The sequence below is a fragment of the Sphingomonas sp. Leaf242 genome, assembly GCF_001422045.1.
Classification (GTDB): Bacteria; Pseudomonadota; Alphaproteobacteria; order Sphingomonadales; family Sphingomonadaceae; genus Sphingomonas.
Window position 1 is genome coordinate 483,242 of sequence record NZ_LMLW01000009.1, and the last position, 24,095, is coordinate 507,336.

Below are 24,095 nucleotides of genomic sequence, written 5' to 3' on the forward strand. Positions count from 1 at the left end.
GCCCGGTATCCCGGACAGCGGCCTTTTCTTTAGTCAGCGCCGAGGCGTCTGACGAAACCGATTACTCGGTCTCGTTCAGATATTCGCCGGCATCCGCGTCGGTGCCGGTGCCCGAGGTGACGACCGCTGCGAGCGGATCCTCACCGACGCCGCCTGCATCACGCGGCGAGCGCGCGAGTTCGGCGGCGTGCTCGTCGGCAGCCGACATCGGTGCCACGATCGACACCTCCGCCATCTTGCGCTGCTGGACGCGCATCGCGGCGTCCCGGCTGTTGGCCACGACACGCAGGCGGTTGAGGCCTGCACCGGTGCCTGCCGGGATGAGCCGGCCGACGATCACGTTCTCCTTCAGGCCCATCAGCATGTCCTGCTTACCCTGGACCGCTGCCTCGGTGAGGACGCGGGTGGTCTCCTGGAACGATGCCGCCGAGATGAAGCTGCGGGTCTGCAGCGACGCCTTGGTGATGCCGAGCAGGATGGGCTTGCCCTGTGCGCGGGTCTGCTTCTTCTCGAGCTTCTCGTTGGTCGCGTCCATTTCCTCGCGATCGACCTGCTCGCCCTTCAGCAGCGTGGTGTCGCCGCCGTCGGTGATCTCGACCTTCTGCAGCATCTGACGAACGATCGTCTCGATGTGCTTGTCGTTGATCTTCACGCCCTGGAGACGATAGACCTCCTGGATTTCCGACACGAGATACTCGGCGAGGGGTTCGATGCCCATCGTCTCGAGGATGTCGTGCGGATCGGGCGAACCGCCGATCAGGTTGTCGCCGCGCTTGACGTAATCGCCTTCCTGGACGTCGATGACCTTCGACTTCGGCACCAGATACTCGACGACGTCGCCGCCATCCTCGGGCTGGATGCCGATCTTGCGCTTCGCCTTATAGTCCTTGCCGAACACGACGCGGCCCGAGATCTTGGCGATGATCGCCGAGTCCTTGGGGATACGTGCCTCGAACAGCTCGGCAACACGCGGCAGACCACCGGTGATGTCGCGCGTCTTGGCGCTCTCGCGGCTGACGCGGGCCACAACGTCGCCGCCGAACACCTGTGCGCCGTCCTCGACCGACAAGGTCGCGCCGATCGCCAGCATGTAACGACCGGTCTCGCCCGACGTCTCGTCGAGCAGGGTCATGCGCGGACGCAGATCCTCCTTCGACTTGGTCGCCGCACGATATTCGATCACGACGCGCTGGGCAATGCCCGTGGCTTCGTCGGTCTGCTCGGTGAGCGTCTTGCCCTCGATCAGGTCGACATACTTGATCGTGCCAGGGTTCTCCGTGATCACCGGCATGGTGAACGGATCCCACTCGGCCATCCGATCGCCGCGCGACACGATGTGACCATCGTCGAACAGCACGTACGCACCGTAGGGGATGCGATCGACCGAGAGCTCGCGGCCGTCCATGTCGACGATCGCGATTTCACCCGAGCGGCTCAGCACCACGCGACGGCCACGCTGGTCGACGATGATACGCAGATCGCGGAACTGCACCGTACCGTCGGCGTGAGCCTCGAGGTTCGACGTTTCGTTGAGCTGCGCCGCACCACCGATGTGGAACGTACGCATCGTCAGCTGCGTGCCCGGCTCACCGATCGACTGCGCGGCGATGACGCCGACAGCTTCACCGATGTTGACCGGCGTACCGCGGGCGAGATCGCGCCCGTAGCACTTGCCGCAGACGCCGATCTTCGACTCGCAGACCAGCGGGCTGCGGATCTTGCACGACTGCGTGCCGAGTCCCTCGATCGTCGTGATCATCGGCTCGTCGAGCAGCGTGCCCGACGGGATGACGACCTTGCCGGTCTTCGGATCGACGATGTCCTCCGCGGTCGTGCGACCGAGGATGCGCTCGCCGAGACTTGCGATCGTCGAACCACCCTGAAGAATGGCCTTCATCTCCAGAGCGCGGGTCGTGCCGCAATCCGGTTCGATGATGACGCAATCCTGCGACACGTCGACCAGACGACGCGTCAGGTAACCCGAGTTCGCCGTCTTCAACGCCGTATCCGCGAGGCCCTTGCGAGCGCCGTGGGTCGAGTTGAAGTACTCAAGGACGGTCAGGCCCTCCTTGAAGTTCGAGATGATCGGCGTCTCGATGATCTCGCCCGACGGCTTGGCCATCAGGCCACGCATACCGGCAAGCTGCTTGATCTGCGCCTGCGAACCACGAGCACCCGAGTGAGCCATCATGTAGATCGAGTTGATCGGCTTTTCACGGCCGGTTTCCTCGTCGACCTTCACCGCACGGATCTCGTCCATCATGGCGTTCGCGACCTGATCGCCGCAACGGCTCCAGGCGTCGATCACCTTGTTGTACTTCTCCTGCTGCGTGATCAGACCGTCCTGATACTGCTGCTCGAAGTCCTTCACGAGCGCCTTGGTGTCGTCGACCAGACCAACCTTGGCGTCCGGAATGATCATGTCGTCCTTGCCGAACGAGATGCCGGCGCGGAACGCGTGGCGGAAGCCGAGCGACATGATCGCGTCGGCGAACAGCACGGTCTCCTTCTGGCCGGTGTGACGATAGACCTCGTCGATCACGTCACCCACGTCCTTCTTGGTGAGGAGGCGGTTGACGGTGTCGAACGGCACCTTGTGGCTGTGCGGCAGGCACTCGCCCAGCAGCATGCGGCCCGGGGTCGTCTCGTACCGCTTGAGGTACTGCTTGCCCTTCTCGTCGGTCTGCGGAACGCGGCTGATGACCTTGGTGTGCAGCGTGACCGCCTGAGCGTTCAGCGCCTGATGCACTTCGGCCATGTCACCGAGCAGCATCCCCTGGCCCGGCTCGTTCTCCTTCATCATCGACAGATAATAGAGACCGAGGACCATGTCCTGCGACGGAACGATGATCGGCTTGCCGTTGGCGGGCGACAGGATGTTGTTCGTCGACATCATCAACACGCGCGCTTCGAGCTGCGCTTCGAGCGACAGCGGAACGTGCACGGCCATCTGATCGCCGTCGAAATCGGCGTTGAACGCGGAGCAGACCAGCGGGTGGAGCTGGATCGCCTTGCCCTCGATCAATACCGGCTCGAACGCCTGGATGCCCAGACGGTGAAGGGTTGGCGCACGGTTCAGCATGACCGGATGCTCGCGGATCACCTCGTCCAGGATATCCCAGACTTCCTTGCGCTCCTTTTCGACCCACTTCTTCGCCTGCTTCAGGGTCATCGACAGACCCTTCGCATCGAGCCGTGCGTAGATGAATGGCTTGAACAGCTCGAGCGCCATCTTCTTCGGCAGGCCGCACTGGTGCAGCTTTAGCTCAGGCCCGGTCACGATGACCGAACGACCCGAATAGTCGACGCGCTTGCCGAGCAGATTCTGGCGGAAGCGGCCCTGCTTGCCCTTGAGCATGTCGGACAGCGACTTCAGCGGGCGCTTGTTGGCGCCCGTGATCGTGCGACCGCGGCGACCATTGTCGAACAGTGCGTCGACGGCCTCCTGGAGCATGCGCTTCTCGTTGCGGACGATGATGTCCGGCGCGCGGAGCTCCATCAGGCGCTTCAGGCGGTTGTTGCGGTTGATCACGCGGCGATACAGATCGTTCAGATCCGACGTCGCGAAACGACCACCGTCCAGCGGCACCAGCGGGCGCAGCTCGGGCGGGATGACCGGAACGACCTCGAGGATCATCCACTCGGGGCGGTTGCCCGAATCGATGAAGCTCTCGACGACCTTCAGGCGCTTGATGATCTTCTTGGGCTTCAGCTCGGACTTGGTGACCGCAAGCTCTTCGAGCAGCGCGGTACGCTCACCGACGAGATCGAGCGATTCGAGCATGATGCGGACCGCTTCGGCACCGATACCGGCCGAGAACGCGTCCTCGCCATACTGGTCCTGCGCGTCGAGGAGCTCGTCCTCGGTCATCAGCTGGTACTTCTCGAGCGGGGTCAGGCCCGGCTCGATCACGATGTATGCCTCGAAGTACAGCACGCGCTCGAGCTGCTTCAGCTGCATGTCGAGCAGCAGGCCGATGCGCGACGGCAGCGACTTCAGGAACCAGATGTGCGCGACCGGGGCGGCGAGCTCGATATGGCCCATCCGCTCGCGGCGGACCTTCGAGACGGTAACCTCGACGCCGCACTTCTCGCAGACGATGCCCTTGTACTTCATGCGCTTGTACTTGCCGCACAGGCACTCGTAGTCCTTGATCGGACCGAAGATGCGCGCGCAGAACAGGCCGTCACGCTCGGGCTTGAACGTGCGATAGTTGATGGTCTCGGGCTTCTTGATCTCGCCGAACGACCACGAACGAATCTTGTCCGGGGACGCGATGCCGATCTGGATCTGGTCGAACGTCTCGGTCTTGGCGACCGGATTGGCGAAGGGGGTCATCTCGTTCATTTTATTCTCCATTCCCCTTCCGCATGGCGGGAGGGGCTAGGGGAGGGGATGTCGTAGCCTCTCGGGGTGGTGCCTGCGGGGACAGGCCCTCCCCCGACCCCTCCCGCAAGCGGGAGGGGAGGAGTTGAGGCTTACTCCGCCGCGATCTGGATGCCGTCGCTGTCGAAGCCGGGCTCCGACTGCTTCAGGTCCACATTCAGGCCGAGCGAGCGCATTTCCTTGACGAGCACGTTGAAGCTCTCCGGGATGCCGGCCTCGAACGTGTCGTCGCCCTTGACGATCGCCTCGTAGACCTTGGTGCGGCCGACAACGTCGTCCGACTTCACCGTCAGCATTTCCTGCAAGGTGTACGCCGCGCCGTAGGCCTGGAGCGCCCAGACCTCCATCTCGCCGAAGCGCTGCCCACCGAACTGCGCCTTACCACCCAGCGGCTGCTGCGTGACGAGGCTGTACGGCCCGATCGACCGTGCGTGGATCTTGTCGTCGACCAGATGGTGGAGCTTCAGCATGTAGATGTAGCCCACCGTCACCTTGCGATCGAACTGATCGCCGGTGCGGCCGTCGAACAGGTCCGACTGACCCGACGTGTCGAGGCCCGCCAGCGCCAGCATCGCCGACACATCGGCTTCGCGGGCACCATCGAACACCGGCGTCGCCATCGGCACGCCGCCCTTCAGGTTCTTGGCGAGCTCGACGATCTCGTCACCCGTGCGGGCGTCGATCTCGGCGTGATACTGCTCGCCGTACACCGTCTTGAGGCGATCGCGGACCGCCTCGGGCATCGCACCCGGCTTGGCGTCCGGATTCTCTTCACGCCACGTCTCGAGAGCCGCGGTGATCGACTGACCCAGGCCACGTGCGGCCCAGCCCAGATGCGTCTCGAAGATCTGCCCGACGTTCATGCGCGACGGCACGCCCAGCGGGTTGAGCACGATATCGACCGGCGTACCGTCGGCGAGGAACGGCATGTCCTCCGCCGGCAGGATGCGGCTGATGACGCCCTTGTTGCCGTGACGGCCTGCCATCTTGTCGCCCGGCTGCAGCTTGCGCTTCACCGCGACGAACACCTTGACCATCTTCAGCACGCCCGGCGACAGCTCGTCACCACGCTCCAGCTTCTCGCGACGATCGTGGAACTTGTCCGTGATCAGCTTGGCTGCATCGTCATACTGGATCTTGACCGCTTCCAGATCGCTCTGGACCTTGTCGTCGGCGACCGCGAACTTCCACCACTCGTGGCGGTCGACGCTGTCGAGCAGATCCATGTCGATCACGACACCCTTCTTGACGCCCTTCGGCGCCGAGGTGGCGGTCTGGTCGAGCAGCATCTCGCGAAGACGCGACCAGGTCGCACGGTTCAGGATCGAACGCTCGTCGTCCGAATCCTTCTTCAGGCGCTCGATCTCCTCGCGCTCGATCGCCATCGCGCGCTCGTCCTTGTCGATGCCGTGACGGTTGAAGACGCGAACGTCGACGACCGTACCCGACACGCCCGGTGGCAGACGAAGCGACGTATCGCGCACGTCGCTGGCCTTCTCGCCGAAGATCGCGCGGAGAAGCTTCTCCTCCGGCGTCATCGGCGATTCACCCTTCGGCGTGATCTTGCCGGCGAGGATATCGCCCGGCTCGACCTCTGCACCGATGTAGACGATGCCCGCCTCGTCGAGGTTGCGAAGCGCTTCCTCGCCGACGTTCGGGATGTCGCGCGTGATGTCCTCAGGCCCGAGCTTGGTATCGCGAGCCATCACCTCGAACTCGTCGATATGGATCGACGTGAACACGTCGTCCTTCACGATCCGCTCGGAGATCAGGATCGAATCCTCGTAGTTGTAGCCGTTCCACGGCATGAACGCGACGAGGCTGTTGCGACCCAGCGCCAGCTCGCCGAACTCGGTCGACGGGCCGTCGGCGAGCACGTCGCCGGCACGGACCGCATCGCCCACCTTCACCAGCGGACGCTGGTTGATGCAGGTCGACTGGTTCGAGCGCTGGAACTTCATCAGCGTGTAGATGTCGACGCCCGACTTGCCGGCATCGATCTCGCCGGTTGCCCGGATCACGATACGCGCCGCGTCGACCTGGTCGACGATGCCCGCACGCTTTGCCGAGATCGCGGCACCAGAGTCACGTGCGACGGTCTCTTCCATGCCGGTGCCGACGAACGGCGCCTCGGCCTGGACGAGCGGCACGGCCTGACGCTGCATGTTCGAGCCCATCAGTGCGCGGTTGGCGTCATCGTTTTCCAGGAACGGAATGAGCGATGCCGCGACCGAGACGAGCTGCTTGGGGCTGACGTCCATCAACGTGATGTTGTCGGGCAGCGCCATCAGGAATTCGCCAGCCTGACGCGACGACACCAGTTCCTCGACGAAGCCGTTCGACGAATCGAGCTCGGCGTTGGCCTGCGCGATCGTGTGCTTGGCCTCTTCCATTGCCGACAGATAGACGACGTCGTCGGTGACCTTGTGGTCGACGACCTTGCGGTACGGAGTCTCGATGAAGCCGTACTTGTTCACCCGCGAGAAGCTGGCGAGCGAGTTGATCAGACCGATGTTCGGCCCTTCCGGCGTCTCGATCGGGCAGATGCGGCCGTAATGCGTCGGATGAACGTCGCGGACTTCGAAGCCAGCGCGCTCACGCGTCAGACCACCTGGTCCAAGTGCCGACACGCGACGCTTGTGGGTGACTTCCGACAGCGGGTTGGTCTGATCCATGAACTGCGACAGCTGCGACGAGCCGAAGAATTCGCGGACCGCGGCAACCGCAGGCTTCGCGTTGATCAGGTCGTTCGGCATGACGGTCGAGACGTCGACCGACGACATGCGCTCCTTCACGGCGCGCTCCATGCGGAGCAGGCCGACGCGGTACTGGTTCTCGAGCAGTTCGCCAACCGAACGGACACGACGGTTGCCGAGGTTGTCGATATCGTCGATTTCGCCCTTGCCGTCCTTGAGGTTCACGAGCGTCTTGATGACCTCGAGAATGTCCTCGGTGCGCAGCGTCGTCACGGTGTCCTCGACGTCGAGGTCGAGACGCATGTTGAGCTTCACGCGGCCGACGGCCGACAGGTCGTAGCGATCCGGATCGAAGAACAGGCCCGAGAACAATGCCTCGGCGGTCTCCAGCGTCGGCGGCTCGCCGGGGCGCATCACGCGGTAGATGTCGGACAGCGCCTGCTCGCGCTCTTCGGCCTTGTCGACCTTGAGCGTGTTGCGGATCCACGGACCGGTCGCGACGTGATCGATGTCGAGCAGGTCGAGACGCTCGATGCCTGCCTGGTCGAGCAGTTCGAGGTTCTCGGACGTAACTTCGTCACCGGCTTCGATGTAGATGCGGCCGGTCGACTCGTCGATCAGATCATAGGCCGAATAACGCCCGAAGATTTCCTCGGTCGGGATCAGCAGGTCGGTGAGACCGTCCTTAAACGCCTTGTTAGCAGCGCGTGGGGAAATCTTCTGGCCGTTCGGGAATACGACTTCGCCGGTCTTCGCATCGACGATGTCGAACATCGGCTTCTGGCCACGCCAGTTCTCGACCTGGAACGGAACGATCCAGCCACCCTGGCCGCGGACGAACGTCACGCGGTTGTAGAAATAGTTGAGGATCTCTTCCGACGTCATGCCGAGCGCGTAGAGCAGCGCCGTGACGGGCAGCTTGCGCTTGCGATCGATGCGGACGTTGACGATGTCCTTCGCGTCGAACTCGAAATCGAGCCACGAACCGCGATACGGGATCACGCGCGCCGCGAACAGATACTTGCCCGATGCGTGCGTCTTGCCGCGATCGTGATCGAACAGGACGCCCGGCGAACGGTGCATTTGGCTGACGATGACGCGCTCGGTGCCGTTGATGAAGAACGTGCCGTTCTCGGTCATGAGCGGCATGTCGCCCATGTACACGTCCTGCTCCTTGATATCGATGACCGACTTGGCCTCGGTATCGGGATCGACCTCGAACGCGGTCAGACGCAGCGTGACGCGCATCGGCGCGGCGTAGGTGATCCCGCGCTGACGGCATTCCTCGACGTCGAACTTCGGCGGCTCAAGGACGTAGTCGTCGAAATCGAGATAGGCGGTGCCGGCGAAATCCTGGATCGGGAACACGCTGCGCAGCGTCTTCTCGAGACCCGAGACGTGGCCGATCGACTTGTCGGAGCGCAGGAACTGCTCGTAGCTCTCGCGCTGGACTTCGATCAGGTTCGGCATCTGCACGACTTCGTGGATGTTGCCGAAAACCTTGCGGATACGGCGCTTTGCAGTGCCGTGTTCGATCGCCTTGGATGCCATAGGTTTATTTTGCCTCGTCAGCCGAAAATTCGTGCTCGGGAACCCCCGAGCGGGACGCACGTTCACGCAAAAAGGCCGCGCGCATCAGGTGCGGCGGCTCTCAGCGTATGAAACCTCGGTATCCAATACGATCGACACGCTGCGCGACGGCATGTCATTTCCCGGATGCTGTGGTGAGATGCGGATATAGGCGCGCCGCGGCGTCATGTCAAAGGGTGGACGCGATACGGTCGTTTCGACACGGCCGCACTGCCGGAAATACTATAGCTATGGTCAAGCGCCTGACGCTATTGCATCTTTGGTAATATTTGACGCGTATATTCAGTGTTACCGTTTGGCATTCGCAGGGGAGTAGCGACGTCATGAACGCGAAGATCGCAGAGCGAGAAGTATCCGATCAGGACCGTGCGAATTGGATTCGGTTGATCGAAGATCACGAGAAGATTGCCCGGCAATGTTCGGAACTCGTTAATTTATCACGAGAATCTAATACGCAAAGCGCGTTCGCGTCGCGCAAGCTGATCGAGCTGGCAGTGACCGTCGCCGATCATCTGGGCGTCGAGGACGAGGTCATCGATCGCACCGTCGTTGCGATGGAAGCGCGATGCTCGGCCGATACGATCGCGATGATGGAGGAGGATCTCGACATCCTCCGCTCGGACTGGAAGGCGTTCATCGGCCACTGGCTGCCGACGATTTCCCCCGACGACTGGGCTGCGTTCGGCGTGCAGGCGGAGTCGATGCTCGACCGGCTGTCGCTCCAGGTGAAGCTGGAGACCGAATTGCTGTACGACCACGCGTTGCAGGACGGCGTCGTGCGTACGGGCGGGCTCGTGCTGCACTGATTGGGTAGAGTGGGGCATCCAATCGGCGCGTCACTCAAAGGTGCCCCCCAAAAAACCACCACCCCGGCGAAGGCCGGGGCCCAGTTGGAAAGGTGGTGGTAACGAAGCGCTGCCTGTCGTCAGCAGCGTTCCCCAACTGGGCCCCGGCCTCCGCCGGGGTGGTACCGCTCTCAGGGACACATAGCCCCGATCAAACCAGTCTTTACTTCTACCGCCGCTTCTTCTTCGACGGCACCACCACGACCGGAGCCACCGGCACCGGCGGTTGCGCCGACACCTTCACCACCAGCGGCAGCACGGCGGGATCCGCCGGATACAACCGCCGGGCCCGCGCGAACACGAACCGTGCCTTCGCCGCCCCGGGCGCGCTGCCGCTCGTGCCTACCCAGCGCCAGTGCCAGGGCTCCCACTTCACGTTCTGCTTGTTGCCGCCTGGAAAGCTCTGCTCGAACCCGAACCGCGGCGCGTTCAGCCGCAGCCAGCGCGCGGCAGGCGTGGCGGCCATGCACGCCTCCGCATCGGGACACCCGTTCGCAGGCCGGACCGCGAAGTCGAGCGCATAGCCGGTCGAATGCTCGCTATATCCAGGCGGCGCGACCGAAATCGCCCGATCCGCCGCGGTGCTGATTTCGCCGCGGCAGAACACGCTGCGCTGGCGCGCGATCGACCGCTGACACGAGAGCGCGCGGAGCTGGCCCATCCCCGAAGGATCGCCCTGCGCCGCTGCGAACAGCCGCAACAGATCGGGCAGGATATCGGCGCGTACCACGCATGGATTGCCCACCGAATATTCGGACGGCAGCGTGACCAGTTCGGTTTCGGCGGCGTCGCCGTACGGCAAATGCCCGAACGCGCGACCATCGGGCGCGATCGCCGCGCTCTGGCCTTCGCACAATTGGGCCTCCGCGACGGTCGGGGCGAACAGGAGCGCGAGGGCCAGCGTGCGGTGCAACATCGACGCGGGCTCTGGCACGCAGGCGCTAATGATGGCAAGGGCGGCGCCATGCATGGTGAACGCGTACTCTTCCTCGACGGCGAGGCCCTGGTGATCGACAAGCCCGCAGGGCTGCCGGTCGATCCGCCCCGCGATGGCTCGCTGAGCCTCGAAAATCATCTCGAAAGCCTGAAGTTCGGCTTCCAGCGCTGGCCGAAGGCAGTGCACCGCCTCGACCGTGACACGAGCGGCTGCCTGCTTCTGTCGCGCAACCCGAAGGCGCATGCCCGGTTACAGCAGGCGTTCGAGCAGGGCCTCGTCTCGAAACGCTACGTCGCCCTCCTCGACGGTGAGGTTAACGGTGAATCGGGCCTGATCGAAATGCCCCTCGGCAAGGTCAGCACGGCAGAGACCGGCTGGCGGATGGTTGAGGACCCCGAGGGCAAGAAGTCGCGTACCAAATGGCGTGTGCTCGAGATCAAGGATGGTCGCTCGCTGGTCGAGTTCCTGCCCGAGACCGGCCGCACGCACCAGATCCGCGTCCACGCCGCGAGCGGTCTCGGCGCACCTGTGGTCGGCGACGGCGTGTATGGCAAGGCGGATGGGCTGGGCATGATGCTCCACGCGCAGCGGCTGATCGTCCCGCGCCCGGGCAAGCCCGACGTCCTCGCCGAAGCGCCGCTGCCCGAGCGCTTCGCCAAGGCCGGGTTCGTCGATGAGGCTGCCCCGGTTGCCGACGTTGCCCCAACTGCCGACGCGGTAACGACTCCCGACTCTACCGACGACTGAGCGGGTTGAGGGCAGGGGCTAATGGTCGCGATCCAGATCACCCGATCGATCTCGATCGACGACAGCGAACTGATCGAGAGCACGACGCGCTCGGGCGGTCCCGGCGGCCAGCACGTCAACACCACCGACAGCGCGGTGATCCTGCGCTTCGACGTCGGCCTCTCGCCCGGCCTGCCCCTCGCGGTGAAGAACCGCATCGCCGTGCTGGCCGGATCGCGCCTGACGCGCGACGGCGTGCTGGTGCTGCGCAGCGAAGGTTCGCGGTCGCAATTGCTCAACCGCCAGGAAGTCCGCGAGCGGCTGGTGGCGCTTATCAAGGAAGCGACGATCGTTCCCAAGGCACGCCGCGCGACCAAGCCGTCCAAGGCGGCAAAGGCACGGCGGGTCGATACGAAGAAGGTGCGTAGCGGGGTGAAGGCGGGGCGGGGCAAGGTCCGCGACGATTGAGCGATTTATGATCATGTGCCATCCCTCCGCCCCGTCACCCCAGCGAAAGCTGGGGTATCCTTGAGGAACGGACCGCCGGCGCCAACATGGAGATCCCAGCTTTCGCTGGGATGACGGATTTTGGAGCGTGCTAGTTCCATCAAGTCGCCGACCAAGGAAGATCACATGTACCAGTTCGATATCTCCGCCGGCACCAAGGCCGACCTCTACCGCGACCTGCTCGCCGCGCTAGACGCGCTGACCGCGGACGAGACCGATCCGATCGCCAACATGGCGAATGCCGCCGCGCTGGTGTGGGAGTATCTGCCCGATCTCAATTGGGCAGGCTTCTACCGGCTGGTGCCCGAAGCGCAGGGTGGCGAACTCGTCCTCGGGCCGTTCCAGGGCAAGGTGGCGTGCATCCGCATCCCGGTCGGCAAGGGCGTATGCGGGGCCGCCGCCGCGACGCTGACCACGCAGTTGGTCGAGGACGTGCACGCATTCCCAGGGCACATCGCCTGCGACGCGGCAAGCCGGTCGGAGCTGGTGGTACCGGTGATCAAGGACGGCACGCTGATCGCCGTGCTCGATCTCGACAGCCCGGAGCCGGCGCGGTTCGACGCTGAGGATGCGGCAGGGTGCGAGGCGCTCGCGGCATTGTTGAGCCAGCGGCTTTAGGCGCTGCTCCGTTTCGGGACGGTACGCTTGCTGGTGACTCGCTCCCGGCTTTGGTAAGCAACCCCTCAAGACATCCGGCGTTTGCGCGGGATAGGGTGGCGGAACCAGGGAGATGAACATGCGGAGCCTTATTCTCGCGAGCGCAGGGCTCGCCTTGGTCGGCGGCGGCGCGGCGCACGCGCAGCAGCGGCCCGGCGCCGGCTACGGCATGCCGGGCGCGACGATGCAGGCACCGATGGCGAATCCCCGCCGGCCCGGTCCGATAGCCGCCAATCCTCCCATCGTGCAGACCGCGTCGCGACAGGTGGGACCGCACCGCCAGCCGCGTTGGGGCAGCAAGATCGGTGGTCGCTGGTGGGCCGGTGCGAACGCGCCGGGCGGCTGGACCGGCTACCGCCGCCCGCATCGCGGCTGGGCGGTGCCCGGCTATTGGAATGCGCCGCGCTTCTACGTGGGCGACTGGTCGACCTACGGTCTTCCGCAACCGCCGCAGGGGTATAACTGGGCGCGCTACTACGACGACGCCGTCCTGATCGACCCGCGAGGATCGGTTTACGACACCGTCGGCGACGTCGATTGGGACCGCTATGATTCGAGCAGTTCGGTGACGATAAGTCCTCGGGATTATGCGGCAAACGACACGGTGTACGCCGGGCCGAGCGAACGCGGGTATGCGCCGCCATATGATGATGGTCGCACGCCGCGGTCGGACGATGGTCGCTACGATCGGCGCGACACGGGTCTGGGCGGTGCCGCGATCGGTGCCGTAGCCGGTGGCGTCGCGGGCAACGTCATCGCCGGACGTGGCAACCGTCTCGGCGGTACGCTGATCGGTGCCGGCGTCGGCGCAGCGGCAGGCTACGCGATCGACAAGGCCGAGGATCGTGGCCGTCGCACGCCGTCACCAGTCCGTGCGGGATACGGCGCAGGCTATCCGCCGCCCGCGCCGTATGCGGACGATTATGCGCCGCCCCCGCGCACATATGCGGACGACTACGCGCTGCCCTATGGCGCCGGCTATCAGCCGCCGCGTACCTACGCGAGTGCGCCGGGCGAAACCTGGGTTTCGCGCGATGGTGCCACGACGGTCACGACCACCAGCGGCCCGGCCTATCCGGCAGGCTCGACGACGGTGGTCGTTCAGTCCGTCCCGGTGACGACGACCACGACGACCACAGAATATTACGAGACGGTGCCCTATCCGCGGCGCAAGCTACGCCGGCGCTAGGCGCTGCAGGTGGCTCACCCCAGCATGCCGGCATAGGACTGGGGCGGGAGGGGTAGCGTCATGCGCGCCACCAGCCCGCTGCAGATCACGATCGTCAGCGCCATTGCGCCGATCATCAGGACCCGCCGCGGCGGTGCGCGATCGGTGAGCAGGACGACGGAGACCGCCGTCGCGATCATCGGCCACAGGTGATAGCGCAGGTCGGACGCGATGCTCAGCGCCGCGAAGCTGACCTCCAGCGCTAGGGCGGATACCAGCAACGCGGTGGCGAGTTCGCGGACAGGATCGCGCGGGCGCGACAGGCTTGCGGCAAGCGCGGTGATCGCGACGACGATCCAGGCGATTGGCCAGCCGAGCGGGGTCTCGACGATCATCGCGGTCAGCACCTCCCACGCGCGGGCTCCTGCACTGGGGTTGGCGAGCCCGATCGTGTTCGGCTCCGACGCGACGGGCGGCGCGGCACTCGGCCAGTGGAACGGGACCAGCCACCGGTCGGTCGAGTTCAGATGCGCGAAGCGGTGCCCGGCATAGGCGATCGGATGATGCAGCGCCGCCGACGCCAGCGTGAGGTACAGCGTCGTGGTCGGCAGCGCCCGCAGCCGTGCCATCGTCGTTCCGCAATGCGCATCGTCGCCGAGCGGATCCCAGAAGAACGGCTTCGCGCACCGCCGCTGGATCACGATTGCTGTCTCTTGCCGGGTAAGGCCTATGGTATTGGCGTCCGGCGTACGCGCGGCGATGCCCGCTATGTCGTAGAGCGCCTGCGTCGCTTCGACCCCACTGGGTTGCGCGCGGAGCAACTGGTGGTTCACGATCGGCGCGACGCCGAGCACGGCGACCACCGCGACGAGACCGGCGACGAGCTTGGTGAGGGGGTGTGCCGGGCGCGGGGCCAGCGTCACGATCAGCGGAACGACGATGAACACGGCGTTGGCGCGGACCAGCACGGCGTAGGCGAGTAGCAGTGCGACCGGGATATACATCGCGCGGGGCAGCGGGCGCTGCATGAGTCGCCACCAGCCTATGATGCCGACTGCGGCGAGAAGCGCGCCAGCGAGTTGTGCGTCCTTGAGCACGACGCCCTGCCAGCCGAGAAAGGGTGGGAGCAGGCCGATCGCGAGGATCGCGGCGGCGCCGCGGGTGCGACCGATCCGGGCTAGCGCGGTGGCGATCAAACCGAGCCCGAGCCAATAGGTGACGAGTTGCAGGACCAGCATCGGCGTCGCGCCTGGCCCGAGCGGCGCGAGTAGCGCCCAGACTCGCGCCATCGCCGGTGGGTGCCAATCGTCGTACACGCCCGACAGGACCTGTTGATATTGCGTGACGGTGTCGTACATCGCGGTGCCCGGCCAGAAGAGCGCGAGCGAGGCGATGCATAGTGCGACCGCCGTTATCGTGATGTGGCGGTGCGTGAGGCGGGAGTCTGGTTCAATCGACATTCGCGGTTCCCGCACCGGTGGCTTATGCGCCGCGAAATCCTGAAAGCGGGACGTCGTGGCCGGCGCGACCCTTTGCCGCGTCGCGCGCGAGGGTCAAGAGAAATAGGGCCGAAACGGTATGGTTCGCTCGGATCGGTCGGTCGGCCGGATATCAGACTGGTCTCGACTCGTGCCTGACAAAAGGACGCCCCACCCGCCTCCGTCATCCTGACGAAAGTCAGGACCCAGAGCCACAAGGGCGGCGGCTGGTATCCTGGATCCCGACTTTCGTCAGGATGACGGAGGCGACTGGAGTACCAACCTCAAATCTTCCCCCGCCAGGGGGAGGTGGCTGGCGCTTGCAAGACGGAGGGGGCGGTAAGCGACCACCCCTCTGCGCGTTGTGCCCCTGCAACCCTTCAGTGCCAGCTCCGCCTAGATGGGTAGGGACGCAAGCTCAGTAGTGGATTGCGCGGCCGTAGGCGGCCAGGACGCTCTCGTGCATCATCTCGGACAGAGTCGGATGTGCGAACACCGTCTCCATCAGCTCGGCTTCGGTCGTCTCGAGCTGGCGCGCGACGACATAGCCCTGGATCAGCTCGGTGACTTCCGCGCCGACCATGTGCGCGCCGAGCAGCTCGCCGGTCTTCGCATTGAACACCGTCTTCACGAAACCCTCGGCCTCGCCCAGCGCGATCGCCTTGCCGTTGCCTATGAAGGGGAATTTGCCGACCTTCAGCTCGTACCCGGCCTCCTTGGCCTTTGCCTCGGTCATGCCGACCGACGCCACCTGCGGGCGCGAATAGGTACAACCGGGGATGTTGGCCTTGTCCATCTGGTGCGGCGAACCGCCGGCGATTTTCTCGACCGCGATGATGCCCTCATGGCTGGCCTTGTGCGCGAGCCACGGCGCGCCGGTGACGTCGCCGATCGCCCAGATGCCGTCGACGTTGGTGCGGCCGTAGCCGTCGGTCTTGATATGCCCGCGATCGGTCTCGACGCCGAGCGCCTCCAGTCCGATATTCTCGGTGTTGGGGACGATGCCGATCGCGATGATCGCGTGGCTGAAGGTTTCTTCCGAAACCTTGCCGTCCTTCGCCTTGATCTTCGCCGTGACGCCGTTCGCCGAAGGGGTCAGCCCTTCGAGACCGGTCTGGGTCAGCAGCTTGATGCCCTGCTTGGTCAGCGCCTTGTCCATGAACGCGGAGACTTCCTCGTCCTCGACGGGAAGGATTCGCGGGAGCATCTCGACGATCGTCACGTCGGCGCCCATGTCGTTGTAGAAGCTGGCGAACTCGACGCCGATCGCGCCCGAGCCGATCACGAGCAGCTTGGTCGGCATCTCGGTCGGCACCATCGCGTGACGATAGGTCCAGATCCGTTCGCCGTCAGCCTTGGCGAACGGCAGGTCGCGCGCGCGGGCGCCGGTCGCGACGATGATGTTCTTGGCTTCGAGCTCGACGGTCTTGTCGCCCTGCTTGACGCTGAGCTTGCCCTTCGCCGTAACCGTGCCGACGCCCTCGACTACGGTCACCTTGTTCTTCTTCATCAGGCCCTTGACGCCGGCATTGAGCTGGCCGGCGACCTTGCGCGAACGATCGACGATTTTGGCGAGGTCGAACCCGACATTGTCCGCCTTGAGGCCGTAGCTCTTGGCGTTCTGCATGTAGTGATAGATTTCCGACGTGCGGAGCAGCGCCTTGGTCGGGATGCAGCCCCAGTTGAGGCAGATGCCGCCCAGCCGCTCGCGCTCGACGATCGCGACCTTTAGGCCGAGTTGCGACGCGCGGATCGCGGCGACGTAGCCGCCGGGGCCCGAGCCGAGGATGACGAGATCATAGGTATCAGCCACGGTAAGTCCTTCGATTCAGTTGGTTTCGGGCGGCACGGGCCGCGGTTTGCGATCGTCGCCGACCGCCACGAAGATGAAGCGCGCCTGCGTGACCTTGCAGCTGTCGTTGCTGTGACGCGCGCGGCGCCACGCCTCGACTTCGATCGTCATCGAGGTACGCCCGACCGCGCTCAGCTCGGCATAGACCGAGACTTCGTCACCGACGACGACCGGCATGTGGAACTTCATCGCGTCCGCGGCGATCGTGACGGCACGGCCGCCGCTGCGCCGGGACGCGACCGAACCCGCGGCAAGATCCATCTGGCCCATCAGCCAGCCGCCGAAGATATCGCCATACGGATTGGCGTCGGCCGGCATCGCGGTGACGCGGATCGTCGGGGCCTTGTTGGGGGGCAGATCGGTCACGCTTCACTCCTGCGGGTCGTTCGGTCGAGACGGCGGGCACGGCGTAATGGCCCTACGCCCATCAGTACGGTCGCGACCATCGCCGCAGCCCCGCACGCCCAGATCACGTCCTGCCCGAGTGGGTAGGACCATGCCGCCGCCCAGGTGATCGCGATTGCGACTACGAGACCTGCGAAGATGTGCAGGATCTCGATGGTCGTCTTCTTCATGTCGAACACCCCCTAAACCGTTCGTGCCGAGCGCAGTCGAGGTACATGAGCCTCATGCCCTTCGACTTCGCTCAGGGCGAACGGAGTGGAGGCGGTCAAGTCCATGTCCGTCAGACTACGCCAGCATGCCCAGCGGGTTTTCGACGAGGTGCTTGAACGCCTTCATGAACTGCGCGCCGTCCGCGCCGTCGATCGCGCGGTGATCGAAGCTGCCGGTCGCCGACATCACGGTCGCGACGGTCAGCTCGTCACCGACCACGTACGGACGCTTCTCGCCCGCGCCGACCGCGAGGATCATCGCCTGCGGCGGGTTGATGACCGCATCGAACTGCGTGATGCCGAACATGCCCATGTTGCTGATCGAGGCGGTACCGCCCTGATATTCCTCGGGCTTCAGCTTGCCGTCGCGAGCCCGTGCCGCAAGGTCCTTCATCTGCGTCGAGATCGACGACAGCGAGGCGGTATCGGCACCGACGATGATCGGCGTGATCAGCCCCGATGGCGTGCTGACCGCGACCGAGATGTCGGCCCGCTGGAAGGTAATCAGCTGGTCGGGCGTGAACATCACGTTGCAGGTCGGCACCTGCATGAGCGCGACGGCCTGCGCCTTTATCAGCAGGTCGTTGACCGACAGCTTCACGCCGCGCGATTCGAGGCTTTTGTTCAACTCGCCACGCAGCTTGAGCAACGCGTCGAGACGGATGTTCACCGTCAGGTAGATATGCGGAACGGTCTGCTTCGACTCGGTCAGGCGACGTGCGATCGTTTTCCGCACGTTGCTGAGCTTGGTCGCCTCATGCGGGATATCCGGCACGGTAGCCGGCTTTGCGGCAGGCGCCGGAGCAGCAGACGCGGTTGGCGCAGCAGCTTCGGTTTTCGCAGCAGCGGGTGCGGCACCCGGCTTTGCGCTCTCGACGTCGGCCTTGACGATACGACCTTTGGGGCCGGAGCCGGATACGGCACCGAGATCGATGCCCTTGTCGGCGGCGAGGCGACGCGCGAGCGGGCTCGCCTTCACGCGGTCGCCGCTGGCGGCAGGCTTGGCCGAACCGGCGTCGTCGGGACGGCCATGATCCTCGGCCGAAGCTTCGGTCCGCTCGACCGGCTTGGCCTCGGTCCCGGTCTTGTTCGGGTCCGTCGGATCGGGCTTGGCTTCCGATTCCTTCGCGGCCGGTTCGGGCGTCTCGCTCTTGGTCGGCGCGGACGAGACCGAAGACGCGTCCTCGCCCTCTTCGGCGATGATCGCGATGACGGTGCCGACCTTCACGTTGTCGGTACCCTCGGCGACGAGGATCTTTACCACGGTGCCTTCGTCGACGGCTTCGAATTCCATCGTCGCCTTGTCGGTCTCGATCTCGGCCATCAGGTCGCCGGATTTGACGACGTCGCCTTCCTTGATCAGCCACTTGGCGAGAGTACCCTCCTCCATGGTGGGGGACAGCGCAGGCATCTTGATCTCGATCGACATGGATTTCCCCAGGGCGTGACGTAACGGCATGCCTACTCGCGCCCTCGTCCGCTCGGGTCAACCCCGGCGCACTTGCGTATCCACCCGCCCCGGCCCAATTACCGGCAATAACGGGGGCTAAAATGCGCATTTATCTGGTGGTTATCGACGATAGTCCGGAAGCTGGCATCGCGTTGCGGTTCGCGGCTCGGAGGGCGGTGAAGACCGGCGGCGGCGTCGAGATCCTCACCGTGATCCCGCCGCAGGAGTTCATCGCGTTCGGCGGTGTCCAGGCGACGATCGAGGAGGAAGCGCGGTTGCACGCCGAGGGGTTGGTCGCCGGCGCCGCGGGCACGTTGCTGGAGGAATCCGGCCTTCGTCCGTCGATCACCGTCCGCGAAGGCGAAGCGCCGAAGATCATCCGCGAGATGATCGCGGCGAACCCGGAGATCGCTGCACTGGTGCTCGGCGCGGCTGCTATCGGCGCGCCGGGCGAGTTGATCGCGCATTTCGCGGGAACCGACGCGGGTGCGCTGCCGGTCCCCGTCATGATCATTCCCGGGTCGCTGACGCGCGAGGCGATCGATCGTCTTAGCTGACGTCCACCAGCGATCGGGTCGACAAAAGCCGTTCGACATCGTCGATGCCGGAGCGGGTCAGCTGGAGTGCTTCGCGCATGCTATCGGGCGGATCGACCAGCGATTTGGCCTCCAGCACACGAATCCAGCGATCCAAGGTCGCGCGATTTAGACCGAGCTGGCTGGCGACCGAGTCGACCGTTGCGATCCGACTCTCGGCCTCCGCCACATAGACGCTCAACAGCAGCGCCCAGGCATGATCGGCGAACAGATCGCCGCCCAGCGTCTTATCGCGTGCTTGCATAACCGCGAGCAGATCCTTTGCGCGGCGCCAAAGACTATGTGGTAGGCGATCGTCGTGACGCGGACCTGCAATCATCGAGCCGAGTGGGGCTGCGGCCGACATCGTGCCAACGAGATGGCCGCTCTCGCCGCTGCCGATACGCAAAACCTGGACAGTGAGCGTGATGATACTGCCATCGCCGCCAAGATATCGCTTGCGGATCGATTGCGACTGACCATTTGGACGAAGAGCTTGGACCTGCGATACGTTGCGAGCGATATCCTCAGGGTGCGTGATTGACGTATACGACATGCCGATCAGCTCTGTGCGCGTACGTTTCAGCACACGAGCCACCGGTTCATCGATGGCTTGTATGATACCGTCCATATTCGAGATTGAATGGCCTATAATCACTATCGGTCCCGGATTTCGATAAGTACCTCTACGCATTTGATTAAAAAGTATCAAATCTGAATCATGTTCGTGCGATTTATCGATTTCGCCGAAAGTGATCTTCAGCTGAATTCCAGTTTCAGTTGGTTCGTCTCGGCGATATTAAACACTTGAGGCGTGCCTGCGATCCGGGCACGATCATTCCATGTCGACCCTTATCGTTCCACTGCTTCTCGCAGCCGCCGCCCCGCTCGCGCCCCCACCCGCGACTCAATCCGCTACCTCGGCGAAGCCGTCTGCGACCCGATTGAAGGCGGACGTCGCAACGATGGTCGATTTCGGCACACGCCACACGGCGTCGACCACGACCGACCCCAAGCGCGGTATCGGCGCCGCCCGGACCTGGGCAGCGCGCCGCTTTACGGAGATCGGTGCATCGTGCGGTGGGTGCATCGCGGTCGACCGGATTTCCCGACGTTTCACCGGCCCGCGCGCACCGACCGGCGTGGTGGTAGAAGACGTCCTGGGGATCCAGAAGGGCCGCGATCCGAACCGGGTGGTGATCGTCGGCGCACATATCGACAGCCGCGTGACCGATGTCATGAACGCGACCTCCGACGCGCCGGGCGCCAACGACAATGCCTCGGGCGTGGCGCTGGTCTTCGAGGCTGCTCGTCTGCTGTCGCAAAGTCAGTTCGACGCGACGATCGTCTACGCGGTGTTCTCCGGCGAGGAACAGGGCTTGTGGGGCGCCGAACTGCTCGCCGATACGGCGAAGGCGCGCGGCTGGCAGGTGTCGGCGATGCTCAACAACGACATCGTCGGCAACACGGTCGGGCAGGGCGGCGTCCGGGTCGCGGACAAGGTGCGCGTGTTTTCGGAAGGCATTCGCGCATCGGAAGACATGGTCGCGCAACAGGGACGGCGTGCGGAGGGCGGCGAGGACGATGGCCCAAGTCGCGCGCTGGCCAAGGCGATCGATGGGATCGCCGGCGGCATTCCGGGCGGGCTCGACGTGATGATCGATCGGCGGCCGGATCGATTCGGTCGCGGTGGCGATCACGAACCGTTTCTCAAGCTCGGCTATCCCGCGGTACGGTTCTCGGTCGCGGCCGAGAACTGGGATCGCCAGCATCAGGATCTGCGCACCGAAAAAGGTGTCGTCTACGGCGACACGATCGAGGGCATGGACTTTCCGTATCTGGCCAAGGTGACGGCGATCAACGTGGCGACGATCGCGCAGATTGCCGCCGCGCCGGCGGCGCCCGAAGACGTATCGATCGCGGGTGCCTTGTCGCGCGATACGACGGTCGAATGGACTGCCGTGCCGGGCGCCGCACGCTACCGCGTCCGGTGGCGCCGCAACGACGCGCAGGGCTGGACGGACGTCCGCGACGTGACGGGTACGCAGGCGGTGCTGGTCCAGGTGCCGGTCGACGACACGTTCGTCGGCGTGTCGGCGCTGTCAGCGGATGGCGCCGAGAGTCTGGTCAGTTTCGGTGGGCGTGAGCGCCGCCGATAGTCGCGGCAGGAAATTACTGTCGGCGTTGGGGGGCGGCGGTCGGTGGCGGCTGCCGGATCAGGCGGCCGCCGACTTTTGCCAACCGCGGTTGGCCAACGCGCGGGCTTCCTCGACCGGAAGCGGGCGACCGAAATAATAGCCCTGAACCTTGGTGCAGCCGAATTGCCGGACCATCCGGTGTTCGGCCTCGGTCTCGACGCCCTCGGCAGTGGTCGCCATGCCGAGGCTCTCGGCCAGCGCGACGACCGCACGAATGATCGCGATCGCCTCGCGCATCCCCTTGGCCGCGTCCTGGACGAAACTGCGATCGATCTTGATCGATGAGAACCGCGTCCGGCTAAGATAGCCGAGCGACGAATAGCCGGTCCCGAAATCGTCGAGGCTAAGCCGCACGCCGAGATCGAGGACGCGTTCGAGGACCTTGGCGACGCCCAGCCCCTCATGCATGAACACGCTCTCGGTCACTTCGAGCTCGAGCCGTTCGGCGGACAGGCCGGAGCTGGCCAGCGCGCCGGTGACGGTCGTCACGAATCCGGGGTTCTGCAGCTGGTCGGGCGATACGTTGACCGCGATCCGGATCACCGATGGCCAGCGCGCAGCCTCCTCGCACGCGGTGCGCAGGACCCAGGCGCCGATATTGGCGATCAGCCGAGTTTCCTCGGCGAGCGGGATGAACTTGTCGGGCGACACGATGCCGAATTCCGGGCTATTCCAGCGCAGCAACGCCTCGAAACCCAGCAGGACGCCGGTTTCGGCGTCGACGACGGGCTGGTAGACGAGATGCATCTCGCCATTCTCGACCGCGGTGCGCAGCGCGATTTCGAGGACGCGACGCTCTTCGGCCTGAACGTGAAGCGCGGGTTCGTAGCTGCGGTAGACGCCGCGACCGGCATCCTTGGCGCGGTACAAGGCAAGATCGGCCGAACGGATGAGCATTTCCGCGGTCCGGCCATCGCGCGGACCGACCGCGAGACCGATGCTCGCGCCTATGTAGAGCGTGTGCGCATCCATTTCGTAGGGGAGCGACAGCGAGTCGATGATCCGCTGGGCGAGCGATTCGAGCGCGACCTGATCGCTGGCGTCGCGGACGATGACCGCGAACTCGTCGCCGCCGAGCCGACCGCACAGTTCGTTGTCGGTCATCAACTGGCTCAGCCGTTCGGAGACGCGGCTCAGCAGGCGATCGCCGAACGGATGGCCAAGCGTGTCGTTGACCGCCTTGAACCGGTCGAGGTCGAGCATCATGAACGCGTACCGGCCGCCCCATTGGCCGGCGTCGCCGATCGTCCGGACCAGTGTTTCGTTGACCATCAGCCGGTTGGGCAGCCCGGTGAGCGTGTCGAAGCGCGCCATCCGGTTGATCTTGTCGACCGATTTGCGCTGTTCGGTGATGTCGGAGCCGACCCCGCGGAACCCGCTGAACACGCCGCGATCGTCGAACCGCGGCGAGGCCGCGATCTCCCACCAGCGATCTTCGCCCTTGATCTGCACGGGCAGGCGCAGATCGCGAAAGCTCTCGCGTTTCTTCATCTTGTCGGCGAGCGTGCGCAATCCGGTGGCGAAATCACCGGTCTCCCAGGTCGGCCCGGCGAGCAGCTGGAGCAACGGCATGCCGTCGATGCTGGCCGGATCGAGGCCGGCGGCGAACGCGAAACGCGGCGAGGCGCGGACGATGCGGCGCGTGGCATCGGTCTCCCACAGCCAGTCGGCGCCGGTCTCCTCGAACTCGCGCAGCAGCAGGCTGACGGTCTCGTCGCGCTCGTCGAGCGCCATCTCGCTGGCGTGGAGCAGCATCAGCGTCCGCGCGCGGCTGACGCAGACCAGCATCAGCAGCAGGGTGAAGACGAACACACCGACCGAGGCCGCGATCGTGCCTGCCATAGCTAGCTGGAGCGTGACAGCACTGCCAAGATACCCGAGGAAGACCAAGGTTCCGAGCGTCAGCGGCGCCATCGCGAACGCCGCGCCGGTCATCAGTGCGCACAGGGTCAGCCCGAGACCCGCGGTCGTCCCGGACGGCGCATGGGTACAGAACAGCACGGGTACGGTCGACCAGGCTAGCGCCAGCAGCAAGCCTTCCCAGCCGGTGTTGCGGACATCGCGCAGCGCGATCTGGCCATCGCCGAGTTGGGGTGCCCTGAGGCGCCGGGCTGCGATGCCGCCGACGACGAGCAGCAGCACGCCGAGCCAGCTGGCGATCTGCCATTGCGGCGACGTGTCGTCGACCAGCAGCGCCGTGGCGGTTGCGGCGATACCGTTCGCCGCGAGCATCACCAGCGCCATCCTGCGCCCGCCGTGCAGTTGCGCAGTCCGGATTCGGCTCCATTCGACCGGATCGGAGCCGTCGCGCAGACCTAACAACAAGGGAAGCGTGACTGCGATCCCGCGCAACGGTGAAGGGGTTTTGATGCTCACGGAGCGAACCCTAATAAGCTTTAGTTAGCAGACTGTTGG

Annotated in this window: 17 protein-coding genes; 7 read left to right on the top strand and 10 right to left on the bottom strand. The window is 64.9% G+C overall.

Annotated features, from left to right (window positions below; genetic code table 11):
* Positions 1 to 61 precede the first annotated feature (61 nt).
* Together rpoC and rpoB are read right to left on the bottom strand one after the other, a co-directional pair.
* Positions 62 to 4,348 (bottom strand): DNA-directed RNA polymerase subunit beta', encoded by a 4,287-nt coding sequence (gene rpoC, locus ASF09_RS13505; RefSeq protein WP_060526671.1) that lies wholly within the window; start codon positions 4,346 to 4,348, stop codon positions 62 to 64.
* A gap of 131 nt (positions 4,349 to 4,479) precedes the next feature.
* On the bottom strand, positions 4,480 to 8,634 hold the full coding sequence (gene rpoB, locus ASF09_RS13510; RefSeq protein ID WP_060526672.1) for a DNA-directed RNA polymerase subunit beta: 4,155 nt from the start codon (positions 8,632 to 8,634) through the stop codon (positions 4,480 to 4,482).
* A 533-nt stretch (positions 8,635 to 9,167) separates the two neighbouring features.
* On the opposite strand from rpoB, the gene ASF09_RS20390 reads away from it, so the two are divergent.
* Positions 9,168 to 9,479, top strand: coding sequence for a hypothetical protein (locus ASF09_RS20390; RefSeq protein ID WP_133030371.1), 312 nt, complete (start codon positions 9,168 to 9,170; stop codon positions 9,477 to 9,479).
* 208 nt (positions 9,480 to 9,687) lie between these two features.
* Here ASF09_RS20390 and ASF09_RS13520 read toward each other — a convergent pair whose 3' ends face one another.
* Positions 9,688 to 10,452 (bottom strand): M15 family metallopeptidase, encoded by a 765-nt coding sequence (locus ASF09_RS13520; RefSeq protein WP_235529825.1) that lies wholly within the window; start codon positions 10,450 to 10,452, stop codon positions 9,688 to 9,690.
* 30 nt (positions 10,453 to 10,482) lie between these two features.
* On the opposite strand from ASF09_RS13520, the gene ASF09_RS13525 reads away from it, so the two are divergent.
* The 4 genes from ASF09_RS13525 to ASF09_RS13540 all read left to right on the top strand — a co-directional run bounded on the left by ASF09_RS13525 (position 10,483) and on the right by ASF09_RS13540 (position 13,534).
* Positions 10,483 to 11,202, top strand: coding sequence for an RluA family pseudouridine synthase (locus ASF09_RS13525; RefSeq protein ID WP_060526801.1), 720 nt, complete (start codon positions 10,483 to 10,485; stop codon positions 11,200 to 11,202).
* Positions 11,203 to 11,223: 21 nt separating this feature from the next.
* Positions 11,224 to 11,649 (top strand): alternative ribosome rescue aminoacyl-tRNA hydrolase ArfB, encoded by a 426-nt coding sequence (gene arfB, locus ASF09_RS13530; protein ID WP_060526675.1) that lies wholly within the window; start codon positions 11,224 to 11,226, stop codon positions 11,647 to 11,649.
* 165 nt (positions 11,650 to 11,814) lie between these two features.
* Complete coding sequence (locus tag ASF09_RS13535) at positions 11,815 to 12,306, top strand: GAF domain-containing protein (RefSeq protein ID WP_060526676.1); 492 nt, start codon at positions 11,815 to 11,817, stop codon at positions 12,304 to 12,306.
* 118 nt (positions 12,307 to 12,424) lie between these two features.
* Positions 12,425 to 13,534 (top strand): RcnB family protein, encoded by a 1,110-nt coding sequence (locus ASF09_RS13540; protein WP_082444304.1) that lies wholly within the window; start codon positions 12,425 to 12,427, stop codon positions 13,532 to 13,534.
* Between the two features lie 14 nt (positions 13,535 to 13,548).
* On the opposite strand, the gene ASF09_RS13545 is transcribed toward ASF09_RS13540, so the two are convergent.
* The 5 genes from ASF09_RS13545 to ASF09_RS13565 form a co-directional block, all read right to left on the bottom strand.
* The gene (locus tag ASF09_RS13545; RefSeq protein WP_060526678.1) at positions 13,549 to 14,973 is read right to left on the bottom strand and encodes a hypothetical protein; all 1,425 of its coding nucleotides are present in this window, start codon (positions 14,971 to 14,973) and stop codon (positions 13,549 to 13,551) included.
* A 436-nt stretch (positions 14,974 to 15,409) separates the two neighbouring features.
* On the bottom strand, positions 15,410 to 16,804 hold the full coding sequence (gene lpdA, locus ASF09_RS13550; RefSeq protein ID WP_060526679.1) for a dihydrolipoyl dehydrogenase: 1,395 nt from the start codon (positions 16,802 to 16,804) through the stop codon (positions 15,410 to 15,412).
* Between the two features lie 15 nt (positions 16,805 to 16,819).
* Entirely contained in the window at positions 16,820 to 17,161 is a 342-nt protein-coding gene (locus ASF09_RS13555; RefSeq protein WP_060526802.1) for an acyl-CoA thioesterase, read from the bottom strand.
* 44 nt (positions 17,162 to 17,205) lie between these two features.
* Complete coding sequence (locus tag ASF09_RS13560; protein ID WP_060526803.1) at positions 17,206 to 17,418, bottom strand: hypothetical protein; 213 nt, start codon at positions 17,416 to 17,418, stop codon at positions 17,206 to 17,208.
* A 115-nt stretch (positions 17,419 to 17,533) separates the two neighbouring features.
* Entirely contained in the window at positions 17,534 to 18,886 is a 1,353-nt protein-coding gene (locus tag ASF09_RS13565; protein WP_060526680.1) for a pyruvate dehydrogenase complex dihydrolipoamide acetyltransferase, read from the bottom strand.
* Between the two features lie 122 nt (positions 18,887 to 19,008).
* Between ASF09_RS13565 and ASF09_RS13570 the strand changes: the two genes are divergently transcribed.
* Positions 19,009 to 19,464, top strand: coding sequence for a universal stress protein (locus tag ASF09_RS13570; protein ID WP_056051362.1), 456 nt, complete (start codon positions 19,009 to 19,011; stop codon positions 19,462 to 19,464).
* Here ASF09_RS13570 and ASF09_RS13575 read toward each other — a convergent pair.
* The gene (locus ASF09_RS13575) at positions 19,457 to 20,113 is read right to left on the bottom strand and encodes a PAS domain-containing protein (RefSeq protein WP_056051359.1); all 657 of its coding nucleotides are present in this window, start codon (positions 20,111 to 20,113) and stop codon (positions 19,457 to 19,459) included. The genes ASF09_RS13570 and ASF09_RS13575 overlap by 8 nt on opposite strands.
* Positions 20,114 to 20,324: 211 nt before the next feature.
* Between ASF09_RS13575 and ASF09_RS13580 the strand changes: the two genes are divergently transcribed.
* Entirely contained in the window at positions 20,325 to 21,641 is a 1,317-nt protein-coding gene (locus ASF09_RS13580; protein WP_060526681.1) for a M20/M25/M40 family metallo-hydrolase, read from the top strand.
* A 57-nt stretch (positions 21,642 to 21,698) separates the two neighbouring features.
* Here the strand turns inward: ASF09_RS13580 and ASF09_RS13585 are convergent, their stop codons facing one another.
* Positions 21,699 to 24,056: a putative bifunctional diguanylate cyclase/phosphodiesterase gene (locus tag ASF09_RS13585; protein ID WP_235529826.1), complete on the bottom strand. Its 2,358-nt coding sequence runs from the start codon at positions 24,054 to 24,056 to the stop codon at positions 21,699 to 21,701.
* Positions 24,057 to 24,095: the final 39 nt, after the last annotated feature.